The organism is Kitasatospora sp. NPDC051164 (genome assembly GCF_044455625.1).
GTDB lineage: Bacteria > Actinomycetota > Actinomycetes > Streptomycetales > Streptomycetaceae > Kitasatospora.
In genome coordinates this window covers 1-19,331 of sequence record NZ_JBITFB010000032.1, presented here as the reverse complement: position 1 = coordinate 19,331, position 19,331 = coordinate 1, and the positions used below count along the sequence as shown (strand labels likewise).

Genomic DNA, 19,331 nt, shown 5'->3' with positions numbered 1-19,331 from the left:
TTGACGAATCGTTCCTGCGTACGATTCTGAGGCCTTCACTTTGCGGCGTATGTCCGGATCGGTGCTTCCGTCCTGGCCTTCGGTGGTCATGGCCCCGACACCACGAGCGAGGAGCGGGTGCACACCAGCTGCCCCTCCTGCGGGTAGGCGTGCCAGGTCCGCCAGAGCAGGCGGTCCGTGCCGCCCTGGGTGACCAGTGCGGTGAAGGCGCTGGGGTCGCCCGGGAAGACCCCGGCGAGGCCCCGCGGGTGGCCTTCGACGAGGGTGAGCAGTTCCTGGGCGCGGGCGGCGAAGTCGTGCGGCGGCAGCGCCTCGATCCGGGCGGCGAACTCGTACTCCCAGCCGCCGACCTGTTTGGCCACCCGGGCCGGCAGCGGGGTGCGGCGGCCGGGCAGGCAGGCGACGGTCTCCAGGCACCGGCCGGGAGCGGCGTCGATCACCACTTGGTGCGAGGCGCCCAGCAGCCGCAGCTGGAGGGTGCCGGTCGTGCCCGGACGGCCGCCTCCGGAGAGTCTCAGGTCGCGGACCGCGAGAGCGGGCAGCGGGTCGCCGCCGAGGCACCAGGCGAGGTCACCGGCGCGGGTGTCCGTGTAGGAGGTCTGCAGTGTGGTGAGCATGCTCGGCTCCGCGTTTCAGCTCCGTGCGCGCCCGCCGAGCAGCAGCGAGTAGGCCTAGGCGATCGCGAGGCTGTTCGTGGCTGTGCGGCCCTGGGCGCGGCCGACCGTGGAAGGAAGGATTCCGGCTGGAGATTCAGCAGCAGAGAAGCACGAATACGCCGGGTCCGCCGGTGATTTACCCAACTTTGTCAAGCATTCACCGTTTCGAGCACACCTGCTTCCCGGCTCTGATCGACCCGGTGTGCGAGTTTGCACAGCGCGCGCCCCTCCCACCGGGTCGCGCGCCGTGCGCGCCGGGTGTGCGCCGCCCGCGCGCATCACGCGCCGCCGCCCTCCCTGCACGCGACGGAGAGGGCGGCGGAGGTGTGCCGGAAAGGCCGTCGGATGTGCCTCGTTGGCAGTAAACGGGCAAGCCGACCAAGCAAGTTGATGGTGCCTCAGAACTTTTGTCGGGGCGGGACCGCTCCTGTTCGAAGGGCGCGAAATGGGGCGCGCGGGCCCTCAGAGGCGCTGCAGACGGGTCACGGCCTCCTGGAGGACATCGTCCTTTTTGCAGAAAGTGAAGCGGACCAGGCTACGGCCGGCGTCGACGTTGTCGTAGAACACGGCGTTCGGGATGGCGACGACCCCGCAGCGCTCGGGCAGGGCGCGGCAGAACTCGACGCCGTCCTTCCCTCCGAGTGGGGTGATGTCGGTGGTGACGAAGTACGTGCCCTCGGGGGTGAAGGCCCGGAAGCCGGCCGCCGCCAGGCCGTCGACCAGCAGGTCCCGCTTGCGCCGCAGGTCGGCGCGGAGGGTGTCGAAGTAGCTGTCGGGCAGCCGCAGCGCCTCGGCGACGGCGTACTGGAAGGGGCCGGCGCTCACGTAGGTGAGGTACTGCTTGGCGGTGCGCACGGCCGCGACCAGGGCCGGGCTCGCGGTGACCCAGGCCACTCCGTGTTCGTACACTCATTCGCATGCGACGAACCAGTTCTGACCTGCGAACCTCCGCCGCCGGAGAACCGGCGGCGATCTACTGCCGAATATCCCAGGCGGACGACGACGACCAGACTGGCGTGGACCGCCAGGAGCGAATCTGCCGCGAGATCGCCGAGCGGCGTGGTTTCGTCATCAACCCTGAGCACGTGTACGTGGACAACAGCCGGTCGGCCTGGAAGCGGAAGAGGAAGAGGCCGGGCTGGGACAAGCTGCTGGAGGAGGCCCGGAACCGGAACTTCCGGCACATCATCGCCTACCACCCGGACCGGCTGATGCGGCAGCCGCGAGACCTGGAGGAACTGCTCCAGGTCTCGGACGACCACGCGATCACCCTCCATGGTGAGGCGAACCGGCGTGACCTCTCCGACCCGGATGACCGGTTCATCCTGCGAATCGAGGTGGCCCACGCCTGCCGCTCGTCCGACGACACCTCCCGCCGGTTGAAGTCGGCCATGAAGGACCGTGCCCAGGAAGGGAAGCCGCAGGGCGGCGTCCGCCGGTTCGGCTACGAGCCGGGCGGCATGACGATCGTGAAGGAGGAGGCGGAGACCGTCCGAGAGGTGTTCGACCGATACCTCAAGGGCGAGGGGCCCTCCCCGATCGCGCGAGACCTGCACCAGCGCGGGATCCAGACGGCCAACGGCAAGGCGTGGAACGCCGGGACCGTGCGCGCGCTGCTCGACTCACGGCATGTCGCCGGCATCCGCATGCACCAAGGGGAGGAGGTGGGCCGGGGTGCCTGGCCGGCCATCATCGAGCCGGGTACCTGGGAGGAGGTCCGAGCCCGGCGTGAGTACCGGGCGGCGGCATACCAGGAGAGCAGGAGCAAGCCTCCGCAGCGGTTCTACCTCCTGCGCGGCCTCGTGATGTGCTCGCGGTGCGGCACCTTGATGTCCGGTACCGCGAAGCAGAACGGTCCGGCCTACCAGTGCAACCGGCGGAACCGGAACGGCGATCAGAAGTGCGTTCGTTCGATCAGGGCGGAGTCGCTGGAGGACTTCGTGAGGGATGCCGCGATCGAGCTGCTCGGGAAGCTCAGGGTTGACGGCCGTCTTGCGGCCAGCAACATGTCGGGCGATGCCGCCGAGGCGGTCGATGCAGACCAGCAGCAGCTCGCCGAGCTGAACGAGATGTGGACGGCCAAGGAGATCAGCACCGCGGAGTTCCGCAAGATGCGCAAGGAGATCCAGGCCCGCATCGCGAAAGCCCAACGCAGGGTCGTCGTACGGCCGATGGTCCTGCTGGACGGCCTGACCGGGGCCGGGGCTCGGCAAGCGTGGTTCGCCAAGGAGATGACGGACGAGCGGCGGAACGCGGTGCTACGGTTCCTCTTCTCCGGCGTGGTGATCGACGAGCCCTCGAAGTACGGCCGATACATGGACTGGGACCGGATCCGGATCGATCAGAACCCGCTCTGAACTGCTATCGAGTGCCGTCGTACCCGCGCTCTGGGAGGCGGGTGGCACGGGCAGCTGTCACCCAACTCATGCTGTCTGGTGCCTGAATCGTCGGGACCGACGCAGAGGGATCAACCAGCGTGCGGGCCTAGGCCTGGAATGTTCGATGTATAGAGGAGTGGCCAGAACGAGGCGCTCTGGCCAGTCACGCTCTGTCTTGAGGAGAACCCGTGCGTATCCCCGCAGCCGTTCCTCCTGCCCGGCTGGATGGCTGCGAGCCACATAGCGATACACCCATTGCGCTACTTGTTCGGGGTCGTTTCCTCGACGGAGGTGAATAGCAGGATCTCGTAGGAAGGAAGGCAGTTCATCGATGCCACGGTCGGTGAAGTCTTCGATCGTCTGAACGAGGTGGTACAGCCAGGTTGTCCCAGAGCCCATCCAACCCACACCGACGGGATCATCTGGGCTGAGCGGTTTGCAGCCACCCATCAGCAGATGCCTGGCGTCGCCGGAGAGCAAGAGCTTGATGGGTCGCTCCTGGCCTACAGCAATTCCAGGAACGGCGCCGGCGAAGAGGGCGACGTCTTGAACAGGTGGGGTTCGCCCATCCCGGCCGCCCAGTGCGTATCCCATGGGTAGGTCGAAGGTGATCCACTCTGCCAACTCAATCGCCGGATCCGTGAACGCTCTTGCTTCCTTTTCTACGTAGGCCAAGGCCCGTTGGAACCTCTGCGGCAAGTCATCGGCCCCGGGCGTCAGGGGTGCCTCAGCGATTGTGAGCTTGGGAACGGCCGCTAACTCAAGCCCGGTTGAACGCTGACGTGGAGCTTTACCTAGACGATCAAGCTCATCGCGGATCTTCCTCTCGGACAGGTAGACGAGATCTGCCACAACGCCCTCCTGGTGCGCCGACCCTCACGGCTGATGCTAGGACGGCAGCGCCAGGCGCGAGGCCGATTCAGCGTTGGACGACGGCTCTCATGTGCCACACACAGCCTTGATGAATCCGGCCACGGCGAGCGCCAGCAGCCTCGGGTGCTGGGGCCAGCGCGCTAGACCAGCCCGCCAGAGCACCGATCAGAACGGCAGGAGGGCCCATTGCCGCGAAGGTCGGCCGCTTGGAAACGGCCGCTTCATCGCGATGCTGATGTGCAGTCTGCGGGCTGCATTCCGCTGCCGACCAAGCGTCATCCGGGACAGAACGAGACAGGGAAGAGGAACTGATGACGAGAGGCCGTTCTGCTCGCGACCGGGCAGGCAGATCGGGTCCCTCGCCTTATGGCCGGTCACTATCACCGGATTCCGGCAGCGCCAAACCGGCCAACCCGTGGTCATCTGTGCACGGCGAAGGCAGCGCGCCTTCGCCGGACGCCCCAGCCTGCCCAGATACGAGGAACCCCAACATGCCGTAACCCCGCCCGAGCCGCGACGACCGCCTGCCAGCGCTCGGAGTGCGGCAGCCTCCTGGCCGTGGTGTTGGAGCACCACGGCCAGGGACACCACCAGACGACCGCCCACAACCCGCGCGGCCCGGTGCACGTTGAGGGCCTGCCCAGCCCCGCACCCCGTCCGTGAGGAGGCTCAGTTGACCCTGCCCGTACGCCCTCAGGCCGCCCACCCTCCCGACGCTCACGGGAAGGTGATCGCGCCCCACCGAGCCGACGGCTCCACCAGCACCCGGCCGCGCATCGACGGCCCGGCCGATGAGCGCGCACGAGCGCTGGAGAGGGTCTGCTCCGGTTTCCGGACGACAATCAGCCCCCGCAGCGCGGCCCGCCTGGCCGACCTGATGGGGACCGCTACGGCCAGCGCCGTGGCTCTCGCGGCCTGACCGCGCTCACCCGGGGCCCGCGCACGGCGCGGGCCCCGGGAAAGGGTCGGCCCCTGGTGTTGGAGCACCAAGGGCCGAGACGACTCCCTGACGACCGCCCACAAATAACGATCAACACGGGTGCCTTCGGCCTGCCAGCCGTACGGCACCGCGCAAGGAGTTCCGTGTCCCAGCGTACGTTTCCCAGCTCCCGGACCGCACCCCCCTTCCAGGATGACGAGCCCACCTCGCTGGCCCTCGGTGGGCTGGGCGGGCTGCCGGTGCCGCCGCACGACCTGGACGCCGAGGCGATGGTGCTGGGCACCGGCATGTTCCAGGCCGAGGCGATCGACGTGATCCGCCCGATCCTGGAGCCGGGCGACTTCTACCGGCCCGCGCACGGCGATGTCTGGCGCGCGCTGCTCGCGCTGCGCGACGAGGGCGCCCCGACCGACCCGACCGCCGTGGGCGCTCAGCTCGCCAAGGGCGGCAACCTCAGCCGCGTCGGCGGCCCGTCCTACCTTCACCGCCTGTTCACCGCCGCCGTCCCCGTCTCCGGCGCGGACTACCACGCGCAGATCGTGCGGGAGAAGGCCGAACTGCGGCGCTGGCAGGCCACCGCCGTCCGTCTGCTCCAGCAGACCGACGCCGAGGGCGCCGACCCGGAGCGGATCCGGGCCGCACTCGACGCCGAGCTGACCTCGGCGGCCGACCGGGGCTTCGGTGCGGGCGGGCAGCGGCTGACCCGGTTCGCGGTGGACGGCTGGTCCTTCGTCCAGGACCTCGGCGACCAGGTCGCCCCGATCTGGGGCAGCCGCGAGCAGACCGCCTGGGCCGATGGCGAGTCCCTGATGCTGGTCGGCCCGCCGGGGGTCGGCAAGACCACGATCGCCCACCAGATCGTCCTGGCCCGCCTCGGCCTGCTCTCTGCCGTGCTGGACATGCCGGTCGCCGAGGGCGAGCGCGTCCTGTACTTGGCGATGGACCGCCCGCCGCAGATCGCCCGCGCCTTCGCCCGCCGCGTCCTGCCCGCAGACCGGCGCCACCTCGCCGAGCGGCTGGTCTTCTGGACCGGCCCGCTGCCCGCCGGCCTCGACCGGGAGCCCAACCTGCTGGCCGAGATGGCCGAGGCCCACCGGGCGGACACCGTGGTCATCGACAGCCTCAAGGACGTCGTCGGCAAACTCACCGACGACGAGGCTGGCCTCGCCTACAACAACGCCCGTCAGCGGCTGCTTCGCTCCGGTACCCAGCTGCTGGAACTTCACCACCAGCGCAAGTCCGGCGGCGACGCCAAGCGCGGTGAGCGGCCAGTGCTGGACCGGGTGTACGGGTCGGCGTGGTTCACCGCCGGAGCCGGCAGCGTGCTGTTCCTCGCCGGCGCGGCCGGGGATCCGATCGTCAAGCTGCACCAGCTCAAGACCGTCACCGGCGACGTCGGCCCGCTGTCGGTGGTCCACGACCACACCCGGGGCACCTCCACCGTCGAGGCGGCCCTCGACCCGGCCGCCATCCTCGCCGCCGCCCCACAGGGCATGACCGCCCGTGAGCTGGCCTGCCGGCTGACCGGCGAGGCCGACCCCGACCGCTCCGACATCGAGAAGGCCCGCAGGCGCCTGGAGAACCTGGTCAAGACCGGCAAGGCCACCCGGCAGGACGGCGCCACGGGCGGAGCCGGGGGCGGCCAGCAGACCCGCTACCGCTCCACCGTCCGCCACATCGCCGCCGTCTCCTGACCGGCCCACCAGTCGCGATCACGCAGCCGATCACGCGCCACCCGCCGTGCTGGCCACCACGCGCCGCCCACACCGCGCACGCCAACCACCGAAAACCGCGAGCCCGCAGCGCACGCGCCCCTGCATGCCGTTCACGCGGCCCCAGTCGCACGCGCGTTCCCCCTCCTTAAGAGGGGGAACGCGTGCGCGTTCAGCAGGCCAGGCACCCAACACCCCGACAGCCAAAGGGACGAACACCACCCCATGCCCGCCACCCTGGACCGCACCGCCCAGACCTCAAGCCGCGTGACCGGCTGGGATTTTGCCGCGATCGGCCTGCTCGCCCTCGTCGGCTTCGCTCTCTCCTACGACGCCCTGCGCCAGACGGCCATCGCGATCCATGTCCGAGGCCCGCTCACCTACCTCTTCCCTCTGATCATCGACGGGTTCATCGCCTACAGCGTCCGCGCGCTGCTGATCTTGCGCATCGCGCCACTGACGGCCCGCGCCTACGTGTGGCTGCTCTTCGGCGCCTCCACCACCGCCAGCATCTGGGCCAATGTCCTGCACGCCGTCCGCCTCAACCAACAGACCCTCGCGGTCACCGGTCAGCTGTACCTAAGCGATGTGTCGGTCGGCGTCCTGTCCGCCGTTGCCCCGCTCGCCCTCGCCGGGTCCGTCCACCTGGGCATTATCACCGCCCGCCACACCCACCCCACCGCCGCCCGGACCGGCGACCCGTCCCCGGTCGAAGAAACCGTCCGGGCGGTGAGCGAAACTGCGGGCGGTCTGAGGCCCGCAGAACACGGCAGCGTCCCCGCTCAGCTACCGACAAGCGAGCCGCGCGAGAGCGGAGTCGGGCAGACGACGCCGGAACGGCCCGCGGCCCGCAGCCGGTCCGCAGCGGCCGAAGATCTTCCGTGGACAGTTCCGGGCAGCCGCGGGCACGCCCGGACCGAGGACACCGTCCCCGACGAACCCGCAGGCCAGAGGCCGAGCGGAAATACGGCTCAGCCCCCAACCGCCAAGCCCGCAGGCCGTCCGCCGGGCGCTTCCCTGGACGAACTGGCCGCCATCGGCCTCCAGGCGTGGACCGACGCCCGGAAGCTGAGCCGATCCGTGGTCCGCGATGCCATACGGGAACGGGGCCTCACGATCTCCGACCAGCGGCTCACCGAGGTCATGAAGATGCTCCGCCCCGACGACGAGCCCCACCAGCCGACCGCCGCCGACTGATCCGCGTCCTTCCGGGCACCTCGCCGACCCGGCGAGGCGAGATGCCCGACCCGCCGCATCCGCCCAGCGCCGTGCCCGTTCCCCTGCCGCGAAGCCCCGGACCGCCGCCTGCTACACCGCAAATTCGGCACTGCCAAACCGGCATTCGCCTGGACCATCACCCGCGACACCCCACCGCCCATCGGCCTGTCCCGACAGAAAATCCGGAGGACCCCGTGCCCGATCCGCAGCACCCCCTCGATGCCGGCGTCACTGTCCCCGAGCAGGGTGCGAAGGCCGGTAGGCTGTTCAGCCGTCTGCTCCGGGCGTTCGGTAACTCGGCTCCTGGCGGAGCCAGTTGTACCCAGTCTCCGACACTTCGCGCGGGTCTGGGGTCCTCCGCCCCAGGCGTGGCGGAGGAAGCCCGGCGCGAGGGCGCGCCAAGCCAGGAGGTCCAGGCCGAGGGCGGCCTGGACCCGGACAAGCTCAACGCACTGCAGCTCGACATCCTCGCCCGCGTCCACGCCGACCAGCCGAGCACCGCGACGCCCGCCGCCGTCGATGACGAGAGCGTGTGCGCCGCCCGCGACGCGTTCCTGCACGTGAACACCGCCGCCCTCGACGTCCCGAAACTGAACGCTCCCGAAGGCGCCCAGCCGATGCCGAAGGGGAAGATCCGGAAGTTCAACGGGAAGCGCCGCACGGAACGAGTCGGTCCGGTCGGCTTCACCGAACCCGAGTACGCAGAGCTGCTCGATGCCTCCGACCACCACGGCTACGGGGACACCATCTCCGGATACCTCGGGGACATCTCCCTGGCGTTCATCCGGGGCGAGTTCACCGTCGACCTGCCCCTGCACACCGACCGCCTCGCCCTTCAGGAGTTCCGGGCCGAGGTCCGCCTGGAGATCAACGCCATCGGCAACAACATCAACCAGATGGTCCACGTGCTCCACCGCGACGACCGCCTCGTACCTGACAGCCGTGAGCGCCTGATCCGCGTGGAGAACCTGCTCCGCGACATCGCCCGTGCCCTGCTCCTTCCCACCACCAGCCCCGAAGGAGGCGAACCCGCGTGATCCCCTCCGTCAAGGACCTCGGCCACAACACCCGCGGCCTACTTGCCTACCTGTACGGGCCCGGCCGCCACGATGAGCACATCGACCCGCACATCGTCGCTTCCTTCAGCCCGCTCGGCCTGGCCGACCCCGGCCGCGACCCAAGCGCGACCCTCACCCAGCTCGCCCGGATCCTCGACGAGCCGGTCAACTTGCGCAACAGCGGCTTCGGGCGGAAGGTCACCGACCACGTATGGCACTGCCCCGTCCGTGCCGCCAAGACCGACCGCTACCTCTCGGACGCCGAGTGGGGCGAGATCGCCCGCCGCATCGTCCACGCCGCCGGCATCGCTCCCGACCGCGACCCGCACGGCTGCCGCTGGATCGCCGTCCGCCACGCGGACGACCACATCCACATACTCGCCACCACCGTCCGCGAGGACGGCCGCCGCCCCAAACTCCACAACTGCGGCAAGCACGCCCAGGCCGAAGCCCGTCAGATCGAGAAGGAACTCGGCCTCTACCAAGTCCCCGCCGGTGACCGCACCGGCGAGCGCCATCCCACCCAGGCCGAGATGCACAAGGCCGACCGCCTCGGCTGGCAGCAGGCCAGCCGCGTCTGGCTGCAGGAACGTATCCGCGACGCCATCCCCCACGCCGCAAACGTCGAGGAACTCCTCGCCTACCTCCAGGCGGACGGCGTCGAGGTCAAGATCCGCCGCCTGCCCTCCGGCGACCTCCAGGGCTACTCAGTCGGCCGTCCCGGCGACGTGAACAAGGCCGGCGAGCAGATCTACATCCCCGGCGGCAAGATCGCCCCCGACCTCTCCCTGCCCAAGCTTCAGGCCCGCCTCACGGCCGGCACCCCAGAGGAGCACCCCACCGCCCGGCGCAACCGGCCCACCATCAGCTGGCAGCGCACCACCGACGCCCTCGACACCCTCCACCAGCACCTCACCGAGGACACCGCCAGCGGAACCGGTGGGGATGGGAACGGTGCGCTGGCGCAGGCGCAGATCACCGCACTGGGCGACATCATCAACGCCACCGCGCAGACCGCCCCCGCCGAACTCCGGGCCGAACTACGATCCGCCACCCGCGCGTTCGCCCGAGCCCAGCGCTCAAGGATCCGCGCCGACCACCAGGCCGCCGCCGACCTTCGCCGAGCAGCCCGCGACATCATCCACGCGGGCGACGGGCCAGACGGAAACGCACTCACCGTGACGCTCGCAGCCCTCGTGTGGGCCGCGATCCTCACCAGTCGCTGGCACCAGGCCCGAGGCCACGCCCAGCAGGCCCAGGCCGCCCAGCAGGCCGTCCAGCACTTGCAGGCCGCTTACGACCACGCCGCCATCGACCACCTTGCCGCACTCACCCACCGCCAGCCGACCAGGGAGATCACCAACACCCTCGCCGGCGACGTTCGCTCCGCCATCCCCGACCACGCGAAGCGGATCCTCGCCGACCCCAACTGGCCCGCTCTCGCCACCGTCCTCGCCGACGCCAAGGCCCTCGGCCACCAGCCGATGGAGCTGATCGCCGAAGCCGCCGCCAGGCGCGAACTCACCACCGCCCGCCTGCCCGCCAAGGTCCTTCTCGGCCGCATTCAGCACACCAGCCGCAACCCCGCCCCCAACCCCACCGCCGAAGCCGCGCGCATACGCGCAGCCACCGCGATCTCCCCCGGCCAGCGGCCCGCTCCCACCGTCCCGGCCAGCCCGGTAACCCCGCCGACCGCGCCGGCCACCGCACCTCAGCGCCGAACCCGCTGAGCCCGCCCCGGACACCGGCCGACCTCACGTCGGGCACCGACCTAATGCCCCACCACTGCTCGCCGACGCTACCTGGGGCTGACCGGCCCAAAGCTGCAGGCCGCCACTGCTCGGTGGCGGCCTGCAGCTTTCGTGAACTCGCCCCTGTCAGTCGCCGACTGCTGGCGCGAAGTAGTCGTGGAGCATGATGGTGGTCCAGTCGGCCTGGCGCTGCTCGCCGCGCGGCCCCATTTCGGCGAACCACGGCTTCACATCCAGGACCGGGGTGCCGTCCACGGCGTCGAGGTCTTCGACGTGGAGGTCCAGGCCGTCTACCTTGATCAGGCGGCAGCGCGAGACCCCGAGCCAGTTCAGGCGCCGCATGTTGCGGTGCCCGAAGATGCCGACCTCCGGCCAGTCCGGGTTGTCCCGGGGCCGGCGGGCTCCGAGGTTCAGATCGGTCGGGTCGGTGAGGTGGAAGCGGAAGGCGACCTCCAGGTGCGAGAAGTCCTCCAGGCCCTTGGTCGCGTCGGGCGTGAAGAGGGACCCGTCGAGCCGGATGATCGCCCGGGTGCCACCCCAGAAGTCGTCAGTGGGTTCGATCCGGCCGCCGACCACATGGCCGAGTGCCTCGACCTCGAACGTCTCACGGTCTGCCATCAGTGGCTCCTCATCAGGCTGTTTCGGACAGGTACGCGGCGGCGCGCGCGTCGATCTCGCTTACCGACGAAGCGCCGCGCCGTCGGTAAGGGGACAGCAGGGTGCGCATGTCGGCAGCGGCCTGCCGGGTGCGGCCGGACCGTACGCCGTCCATGGCATCGAGTGCCTGCGACCAAGTGGCACAAGCCCGGTCGATGTTGTTCATCTGCGCGTACACAGAGCCGAGATATCCCAGCGTCACCGCGTGGGTGCGGGTGAACTTCGCCGTCTTGCGGGTGCGGACGCTGTGGTGGAACTCGCGGACGGAGCCGTCGAGGTCTCCTATGTCGCGCAGGGCACACGCGGTCTCGTGAGCCAGGCTGGCCTCGCCGAAGAAGAACACCCGGTCCGGCTCCTCGATGCCATCGCTGGCGGCGGACAGATCGTCCTCGGCCCGCAGCAACGCCTTGGCGGCGGAGTTCTTGCGCCCGGCAGCGGCCAGGCTCCGGGCGTGGACGACGCCCAGGAGGGCACGCTCACGTGGGGAGGCGAGCTCGTACCGGTCGCCGTCGATGGACGCGGCTGCGATATCCAGCGCTTGCTGGTGGTGCCCGAGGTCGATCGCCTGGTGCGCCATCGCCCGCAGCACATGGCCGGCCATGGGTGCGTCGTCGGCCTCGGCCGCCAGTTTCACGGCCTCGGTGAAGTACCGCTGAGCGGTCGCGTGTCGACCGCTGTCGAACGCCATCCAGCCTGCCAGGTAGGCGAGTTCGCTGGCCGAGGAGAAGAGGTCACGGCGAACGCGCTCGTCGGTGAACTTGCCGCACAGGTAGGCGGTGACGTCGGTGGTCAGGTACTGCACCACGGACGTCCAGGCGTGAGCACCGCCACGCCGTTGGTCCACCTGGGAGAACAGAGTGGTCATGTCCCGGACGGCGGCGAGGTCTCCGGGGCCGACCCGTCGCGTTGCGGCCGAGCTGCGCGCGCTGCCCCGCTCGGACATGCGGCTCCACCAGTCCTCGCCGGGTAGCGAGAGGGCGGCCACCGAGTAGACCGCCACCCCCAGCGCCCGCCTGCGTTCCACGTCCACGTCGGTTCTCCCGAGTTCGGCCAGCGCGCTCAGCGTATCGGCGTCCCAGTCGGGAACTTGAGGTAAGGGGGCGATCAGGCCGATCTCTTCCAGGGTCACGACCCGGCCGCCCAGCGCACGGCCCAACGCCTCGGCCAGGAACAGCCCGACGTTCCCGGACGGCTGACCCCCGTTCTTCCAGTGCGTGATGCTCGACTTGTTGGTCTCCGGGAACTCGTCGTGCTCGGCCGCAACTCGCTTGACCAGGCGCGCGATCGCATCACCCGAGAGCTTCGTCTCGTCGATGACCGCCCGCAGCTTCTCGTTCGGTTCCCTCGCCGACGCCAACGCCCACCTACCTGACTGGCCGTTAAACCGCTTAAACCGCATTGCGTGTCCAACACCGTACTCCTGGTAACGGTTGGGCGGTTCGCTAACTGACATGCCGCTCCGCAGGGTGCAGCCGACACCGGCAGGGAGCCCGCGGCGCGGCCGTCTGCGGCAGCTCCGTCGTTGCGTCCCTCGACGCCGACGGGCAGTCGCGCCAGTTCGCGAACCCGGAGAGGCTGATGACGACTGCCGACCGTACACCGCACCCGTGGAGCCTCAACGGCCCCTCCACGCTGGTGGATCCCAACTCGTCGGCCTCGCGCCGGTCTACGAGCTCGACGGCCGAGAGCGCCATGGCCACCAACAACCGGATGCTGCTGGACGAGCACCGCAGCGAGAAGGGCCAGTGCGTACGGTGCGGGAGCCTGTGGCCCTGCGACGTGACCAGGAGCATCAGGTCCGGGGGCACGACGTGAACACCGTGGACCTCTGCATCCAGGCGGCCGGCGACCGGACTGCGGTCATCGTTCCGGACCGGGAACGCGCCCGAAGGCGTGCCCAGGTCTTGCGTCAGCTCGCCCTTGGACGACGTCGCCGCAAGCAGTACCGGGAGTCGGCGGCGTGAGAAACGAGAACTCCCCGGACTTCAAGCTCCCCGCCGAACGGCGCCAGGGCCTGTACATCCGGACCTTCAGGGTCGCGGCCGACGGCACCCGTTACGACGACTCCGGAGTCGTCATCGTCGACTCGGAGCCCGACCCGGCGGCCTACCACCCATCCGCGTCCTGGCCCATCTGCCGGTGCCCGCAGCACCGCGAGGGCTGATCAACCACCGAGCAAAGGAGCTCCCTTGTCCCTCGAACAGCTTTCAGGAAAGACCGTGCTGGTCACCGGAGCGGGCGGCCTCATCGGCAGCCGCATCACCTCCCAGCTCCGCCGGCTCGGCGCCCGCCCCATCTCGGTGTGCAGGCTCGACGCCTACCCGCCCGAGGTCTACCGCGACCGGTTCGGCATCAACACCACCGAGCCGGACTTCATCGTCGGTGACATCGCCGACCCGGAGCTGATGAGCGAGGCGATCTCCGGCAGCGACTACGTGATCCACGCTGCCGCCCTGGCCGACGTCGCCGCCTGCACGCGCCGCCCGCTGGACGCCATCGACACCAACATCATCGGCACCCAGCGCGTGCTCGACGCCGTGGCCGCCTCGGACCAGGTGCAGAGGATGGTGTTCGTCTCCTCCGCCAGCGTCTACGGCAATGGCACCTCGCCGGAACCTGTGCACGATCACGTGCCCGCGCAGTTCACCGAAGGCGCGGCTGTCTCCCCGGTCTCGGTGTACGGGAACAGCAAGGTCTGGGGCGAGTACCAGACCGCCGCCGTGCTCGGGGGCGGCACCTCGTACGCCGTAGTGCGGTACTTCTCCGTCTACGGCGAGCCGCAGGTCGTCAAGGAGAACAGCCACTCGTGGGTGGTCGCCTGGTTCGCCATGCGGGCCGCTCTCGGGCTTCCGTTGCACCTCAATGGCGGCGGCCACCAGATCCGCGATCTGGTCCACGTGGACGACATCGCCACCGGCACCCTGTACGCGCTGGTCGCGCCCCGCGCACACAACGCGACCGTCAACATCGGTACCGGAACCGGCACTTCGATCCGGCAGGTTGCCGAGCTGGTCCGCAGCCACCATCCGGACATCCGGCTAGTCGAGACGCCCATGCCGCCCGGTGACCCCGAGGGCGGGTACGCCTCCGTCCAGCGGATGGAGGACACGCTGGGCTGGAGGCCGAGCATCACCGTCGAGGAGGGCGTCGCCCGCTACGTGGCCTGGCTCAGGGCCACCCCTGACGCCATCCCGGACTGGATGCAACAGGCGGTGGCAGCCTAGATGATCGGCGGGCGACCCAGGCGGGTCATGGTCCACACCGTGCGCCAGCGCATCGGCTTGCGACGGCCGCACGGTGTGCGCCAGCCCTCGGCGAAGCCCGCGAACCACGCCTTCAGCCCGGCCATGTCCCGGGTGCGGGCGACAGTGAGCGCCACCCACACACCGAGGTAGACCGGCACCAGCAGGGCCGGGAGGTGCCGACGGGCAAGGTAGACCCGGTTGCGGGCGTTCACCCGGTAGAAGAACGAGTGCCGGGTCGGGCTGGTCCGCGGGTGCTGCAGCAACAGCTCAGGGACGTACAGCACCCGCCAGCCGGCATCCAGCGCCCGCCACGCCATGTCGGTCTCCTCGTGCGCGAAGAAGAAGCAGTCCGGCCAGTCGCCGACCTGCTCCAGCATCTTCGACGACAGCGCGTGGCCGCCGCCGAGGAAGCTGGTCACCTCACCACCGTGCATCGGGTCACCAGCCCGAAGCCGGGGAACGTGGCGCCGCTGGGTGAGGCCGGTCTCGTCCGCAATCCGGAAGCTCACAATGCCCAGCCGGGGCTCCGCCTCGTACAGGGCGGTGATCCGTGCCAGGACGTCGTCCGCGACCAGCAGGCCGTCATCGTCCAGGTCGATCACGACGTCCACGTCCCGCAGGTGCTCCAGGGCAACGTTCCGGCCGCCGGTCACCCCGAGGTTGTCCGCCAGCTCCACGCTCTCCACCCACGACGGCAGTTCTGGCAGCGCGCACCCGTTGCCGACCACCACGATCTTCGCGGCCTTGACCGTCTGCATCTCCACCGAGGCCAGCAGCTCGGCCAGTTCCTTCGGCCGCGTGCCCATGGTCAGCATCGCCACGCCCAGCTTGACGTCCACCGAACCTCTTCCCTTCGAGGAACCAGAGATGACCTCACGAACGCCGAAACCGGGTTCCGCGTCGCTCCGAGAACTCGCCGAGAACCGGAGCCTTCCCGCTCATCAGGTCATGGACCAGGACACACTCGCCTGGATCGCCAGGAACCGGCTCGAAGCCTCAGCCGCGCCGCCCACCCTGCCACATCCGCCGCTCATGCTGGTACCGGACGTCACCTGGTTCGCGGAGGCCCAGCTCGTCGACTCCATCCACGGCATCCGGCACAACGCCCGCGTCTCCCTGCTCGCCGGTCTGCTCGCCCAGGAGTACGGGCTCGACCGCGATCACACCGCTGCTCTGTGCGCTGCCGCAGCGGTCCACGACTGCCGGCGGCAGGACGACCGCGATGACCCGGGGCACGGCCAGCGGGCAGCAGCCTGGTTCACCCGCAACCAGCACACGGTGACGTCCACCATGCTCGGCCGCCAACTGCTGCCGGACCTGGCCGAACGGGCAGCCACAGCGATCGGCCTCCACGACCTTCCGTACGCGGGCTTCACCCCGCAGCAGAACCTCGCTTACCGGAGCGCACCCCACCTGGTCGACCTGCTGAAGGCGGCCGACTGCCTGGACCGCTACCGGCTTCCCCTCATCCGCTGGTGGCCCGACCCCTCCCACCTGCGCATCGCCATCCCGGATTGGCTCCACCGCGTCGCCTTCGACCTGGTCGTCCGAAGCGAACAGGCCCGGCTCGACGGCGCCACGAACCGTGGGGCACTCATCCACGCCAGCCAGATCCTCAACCCTCGGCAATAGGAGGTCATCCATGCACCATGAGTGGGACAACGCCCACACCGACCACACCACCGGTGCCATCCGACCTGGTCCGTCCGGACTCGCCGAGACCGAAGCCGACTGGCGCCACCACCTCGAACGCGAGACGCCCAACGGCTGGCTCCTGAGCGGCAACGCCATGACCAAGACGCTGGCCTCCGGACGCCCCATCCACCTGATGCACACCACCGTGGCCCTGGACGCGATCCGCGCCAGCGGCCACCTCTACGCCTCCACCGGTTGCCTCGTCGCGGCCCTCTACTGTGCGCCCCTCACCCCCGAGCCCGCCGGCCTGCGCCCCCACAACCTCGGCTCCTACCTCCTGGAGACCAAGAAGCACACCCGCACCCTGATCTTCGAGATCACCCCCGACGCCCCCGTCCCACCCAAGGGCATCGATTACCTCCGCTTGGGCGCCATCCACTTGCGCACCTACCTCACCCACCGCAGCTTCCTCACCGGGCCCGAGGACGCCCAGCTCCGCCGGGTGGTGATGAAGCGGCTCCGTACAGCGGCACCCTTCCTCGACACCCTCCTCGCCAACGCCGCTGGGAAGCCGACGCCAGACGCCGAGTTCATCGACCAGCTCGCCGCCACCGTGCCGGCTTTCCCATTCCTGGGCTACCTCTACTTCGAGGTGCTGTCCGAATACCTCATGCTCAACTCCGCGACCCCCGAGACCATGGCGTACGCCCAACTCGGCGAGATGAACAACCGCCTCTACAAGAGGCTGGCATTCTCCGCGGTCCAGGGCATGGACCAGCTCTTCGACCTGGCCCGCTTCAACCCAGGACACGAACGCCTCCTCCAGCTCGTCGGACAGATCGAGCCGGGCCTGACTGCCGGGGTAGCCCGTTTCGCCAGGAGGCGCCTGTCGCACTTGTTCGCTAGCGTGGCACTCGCGCCCGGCCGGGACGCGGCCTCCTTCACCTTCCGAGAAGCCGACTTCGACACCGTCGCCGCGACTGCGCCGCAACTGCTGGGGCAACTCGTTTTCCGCGAGATGCGGATCATCGACCGCTACCCGCTGCTCTACCTTGCGTTCGAGCAGGCCAAGGCCCTTGAGGCATGGAACTACTGGAACGCCGAAGGCATCCCGACACCGTTCAACGGCACCATCCCGAAGGGCGAGATCGGCATCAACACGGCCTATTCGCGATCCAGTTGCACAGTCTGGACCGCGGAGACCTGCGAGCGCGGCCTGCTGCACCCGATCGAACAACTCGACGTCGCCTTCCTACCCCGCCTCGCCGAGCTGTCCATGACCGCCATGCGGAGAGACGAGACGGGGAAGGCCGCAGGACACCAGACGCACGCCTCGTCGGCAGCAGGGCCCGCCCAGTAGTGACCACCAGCACCTCCAGCACTATCTCTGAGCTGCGTAGATGACCTCAGTGACCACGCTGCCGGTGACTCGGGATCGAGCGCATTCGCCCCGGCATCGACCCGTACTGGGTGATCGTCGGCGGAAAGTTCGAGTCGGCCGACGCCAGCCCCCGAGGACCCGCACTGGCCACCGCACACGGCTCCACCAACGACGCGCCTTGAATGTGATCGAGGCCGCTGGCGTGAACGCGCCTTGTGTGCCTGGTCGTTGTGGTACGTTCCGTGGTCCAATCGAAAATAGGCGACCCCGGCGATGCGCGAACATCCCGGGGTCCGGCACCAGGAGCGCGAACTCCCGATGCGAGTCCATCGTACCGAACACGTACGTAACTTCACCGTGCTGCCCAACTGCGTCCTGCAGTACCGGCGGCTGTCCTACACCGCCCGTGGCCTGCTCGCGGACCTCCTCTCCCGCCCGGACGGCTGGCGAGAGGACGGCCGGCACATGGCCGACACCAGCCCTCAGGGGCGTGGTGCGATCCGCAAGGCCCTGAAGGAGCTGACCGAGGCTGGCTTCTATCAGGTCGAGAAGATCCGCATGCCGGACGGCACGATCATCACCGAGACCCACGTCTACGACACCCCGCAGCTTGCGTTTCCGGGTGTCACCCGTCCGGTCTCCGGTGAAGCGACCACCGGCGGTGCTGACGCCCTTGTAAAGAACCCGGCGAAAGAAACCTCCCTCCCCACCCAGCAGGCCGGCGAGCCGGTCCTCGCCGACGAGCCACCGGTGAGGACGGGAGGGCGGGCGGAAGACCTCGACGAGCAGCCCGTGGCGCTGCCAGACGAGCAGGTCCGCGAGGCGGTCGCCACGTTGTTCCGGGTGATCCGCCCCGAGCCGCGCCTGCGGGTCGGCCAGGCCGAAGCCGAGGAACTCGCGCCCCTCATCGCGCAGTGGCTGGAGCGCGGCGCGACCCAAGCCGACCTCTCGCAGGCCCTGCTGCCAGGCCTGCCCGCCCCGATGTACTCGGTGGTCGGGGTGCTCCGCTACCGCCTGGAGCGCAAGATGCCGCCCATGCAGACCGCTGTGCGGCCCACAGCGGCCCGGTACGCCGAATGCGTCAAGTGTCACGACCCGGTGCCCCAGCCCGGCATCTGCGGCCCCTGCGCAGGCCTTGGAGTGCGAACTGTCGGGGTCGGCGGCGGCGAGGCGGCCACCCGCAGCGGTGCAGCCCGCGCCAGAGTCGCCCTGCGCGCTGCCAAGGAAGCGCTCAGTCTTGGCAGCCTGACCGTCACCGGATAGCTTCAATCCGACGAAACGTCAGGCACCTGTGGGGTGCGCCCCACCCCGGGCTGAAATCGCGCCGTAGATCGTCTCAGGCAGGGCTGCCCCGACCGGCGAGACCTGGCCCCACCGCTCCGTCGCCCAGTCATTGCTGCAGTAGCGCGAGCACAGACTGTTTTCTCGTTCAGCCGGTACAGCCCGCTGCTGCTTGGTACGGTCGTCCCCGCGAGATCTTCTGTGATCATCCGGCTTCGGGGGGTGACTGGACGGTGTCGGGGGGTGGCTCCGCAACGGTCAGTTCGGCAAACGGATTTGGAAAGTCAGGGCCTGAAGGGCGAGCGGACCAGTCGCAGGACGGGCCCGGTGTGCCGATTGGGACTGCTGCTACGTACGCGTTCGCTCCGAGACTGTCCGAGGTGACTCGAAGACTCTCGGCGATCGCTTACACAAGGCCCAACCGCCTGGCGGAGCTGTCCGCTCGCCTAATGGGACCCGACGGGCCGTGAGGGAGACTACGGTCCGTAGCCGCCAGCGGGTGAGCACTCCGTTCGCCGGAGCCGTTCGAGCTCTGCTGTCAGACCG

At 69.5% G+C, this 19,331-nt stretch carries 16 protein-coding genes and 1 pseudogene; 11 read left to right on the top strand and 6 right to left on the bottom strand.

From position 1 onward, the window contains the following. Window positions 1-86 precede the first annotated feature (86 nt). Window positions 87-617 carry a DUF2617 family protein gene (locus tag ACIBEC_RS36790; protein ID WP_360502346.1) on the bottom strand — a complete coding sequence of 177 codons (531 nt, stop codon included), beginning with the start codon at window positions 615-617 and terminating at the stop codon, window positions 87-89. Window positions 618-1,118: 501 nt separating this feature from the next. Beyond that, window positions 1,119-1,550 (bottom strand): annotated as a pseudogene (locus tag ACIBEC_RS36785) (aminotransferase class I/II-fold pyridoxal phosphate-dependent enzyme); the annotation flags it as partial. 23 nt (window positions 1,551-1,573) lie between these two features. On the opposite strand from ACIBEC_RS36785, the gene ACIBEC_RS36780 reads away from it, so the two are divergent. Beyond that, the gene (locus ACIBEC_RS36780) at window positions 1,574-3,013 is read left to right on the top strand and encodes a recombinase family protein (RefSeq protein ID WP_360502343.1); all 1,440 of its coding nucleotides are present in this window, start codon (window positions 1,574-1,576) and stop codon (window positions 3,011-3,013) included. A 66-nt stretch (window positions 3,014-3,079) separates the two neighbouring features. Here ACIBEC_RS36780 and ACIBEC_RS36775 read toward each other — a convergent pair whose 3' ends face one another. Next, window positions 3,080-3,886, bottom strand: a complete 807-nt coding sequence (locus ACIBEC_RS36775; RefSeq protein ID WP_360502341.1) for an SAVMC3_10250 family protein — start codon at window positions 3,884-3,886, stop codon at window positions 3,080-3,082. 1,104 nt (window positions 3,887-4,990) lie between these two features. Between ACIBEC_RS36775 and ACIBEC_RS36770 the strand changes: the two genes are divergently transcribed. The 4 genes from ACIBEC_RS36770 (at window position 4,991) to ACIBEC_RS36755 (ending at window position 10,565) form a co-directional block, all read left to right on the top strand. Next, entirely contained in the window at window positions 4,991-6,541 is a 1,551-nt protein-coding gene (locus ACIBEC_RS36770; protein ID WP_360502338.1) for a DnaB-like helicase N-terminal domain-containing protein, read from the top strand. 243 nt (window positions 6,542-6,784) lie between these two features. Further along, window positions 6,785-7,756 (top strand): DUF2637 domain-containing protein, encoded by a 972-nt coding sequence (locus ACIBEC_RS36765; RefSeq protein WP_360502335.1) that lies wholly within the window; start codon window positions 6,785-6,787, stop codon window positions 7,754-7,756. A 389-nt stretch (window positions 7,757-8,145) separates the two neighbouring features. Beyond that, on the top strand, window positions 8,146-8,814 hold the full coding sequence (gene mobC / locus ACIBEC_RS36760; protein WP_360502333.1) for a plasmid mobilization relaxosome protein MobC: 669 nt from the start codon (window positions 8,146-8,148) through the stop codon (window positions 8,812-8,814). After that, window positions 8,811-10,565 carry a relaxase/mobilization nuclease domain-containing protein gene (locus ACIBEC_RS36755; protein ID WP_360502330.1) on the top strand — a complete coding sequence of 585 codons (1,755 nt, stop codon included), beginning with the start codon at window positions 8,811-8,813 and terminating at the stop codon, window positions 10,563-10,565. The genes mobC and ACIBEC_RS36755 overlap by 4 nt, the downstream gene beginning before the upstream one ends. A 147-nt stretch (window positions 10,566-10,712) precedes the next feature. On the opposite strand, the gene ACIBEC_RS36750 is transcribed toward ACIBEC_RS36755, so the two are convergent. Next, complete coding sequence (locus ACIBEC_RS36750; RefSeq protein ID WP_360502327.1) at window positions 10,713-11,204, bottom strand: TrmO family methyltransferase; 492 nt, start codon at window positions 11,202-11,204, stop codon at window positions 10,713-10,715. A 13-nt stretch (window positions 11,205-11,217) separates the two neighbouring features. After that, the gene (locus ACIBEC_RS36745) at window positions 11,218-12,600 is read right to left on the bottom strand and encodes a Tat pathway signal protein (protein ID WP_360502324.1); all 1,383 of its coding nucleotides are present in this window, start codon (window positions 12,598-12,600) and stop codon (window positions 11,218-11,220) included. A gap of 221 nt (window positions 12,601-12,821) precedes the next feature. On the opposite strand from ACIBEC_RS36745, the gene ACIBEC_RS36740 reads away from it, so the two are divergent. The 3 genes from ACIBEC_RS36740 (at window position 12,822) to ACIBEC_RS36730 (ending at window position 14,467) form a co-directional block, all read left to right on the top strand. Next, window positions 12,822-13,058, top strand: a complete 237-nt coding sequence (locus ACIBEC_RS36740; protein WP_360502321.1) for a hypothetical protein — start codon at window positions 12,822-12,824, stop codon at window positions 13,056-13,058. A gap of 145 nt (window positions 13,059-13,203) precedes the next feature. Then, entirely contained in the window at window positions 13,204-13,407 is a 204-nt protein-coding gene (locus ACIBEC_RS36735; RefSeq protein ID WP_360502318.1) for a hypothetical protein, read from the top strand. A gap of 25 nt (window positions 13,408-13,432) precedes the next feature. Then, entirely contained in the window at window positions 13,433-14,467 is a 1,035-nt protein-coding gene (locus ACIBEC_RS36730; protein ID WP_360502315.1) for an NAD-dependent epimerase/dehydratase family protein, read from the top strand. Here the strand turns inward: ACIBEC_RS36730 and ACIBEC_RS36725 are convergent. Beyond that, complete coding sequence (locus ACIBEC_RS36725; protein WP_396289932.1) at window positions 14,464-15,303, bottom strand: glycosyltransferase family 2 protein; 840 nt, start codon at window positions 15,301-15,303, stop codon at window positions 14,464-14,466. The two genes, ACIBEC_RS36730 and ACIBEC_RS36725, sit on opposite strands and share 4 nt — an antisense overlap. A gap of 133 nt (window positions 15,304-15,436) precedes the next feature. Between ACIBEC_RS36725 and ACIBEC_RS36720 the strand changes: the two genes are divergently transcribed. From ACIBEC_RS36720 to ACIBEC_RS36710, 3 genes are all read left to right on the top strand, one after another. Beyond that, window positions 15,437-16,120, top strand: a complete 684-nt coding sequence (locus ACIBEC_RS36720) for a hypothetical protein (protein ID WP_360502309.1) — start codon at window positions 15,437-15,439, stop codon at window positions 16,118-16,120. A gap of 10 nt (window positions 16,121-16,130) precedes the next feature. Continuing rightward, a complete protein-coding gene (locus ACIBEC_RS36715) occupies window positions 16,131-17,483 on the top strand; it encodes a hypothetical protein (protein ID WP_360502306.1) in 1,353 nt (450 codons plus the stop codon). A 339-nt stretch (window positions 17,484-17,822) separates the two neighbouring features. Then, window positions 17,823-18,767 carry a hypothetical protein gene (locus ACIBEC_RS36710; RefSeq protein ID WP_360502304.1) on the top strand — a complete coding sequence of 315 codons (945 nt, stop codon included), beginning with the start codon at window positions 17,823-17,825 and terminating at the stop codon, window positions 18,765-18,767. Window positions 18,768-19,331 lie beyond the last annotated feature (564 nt).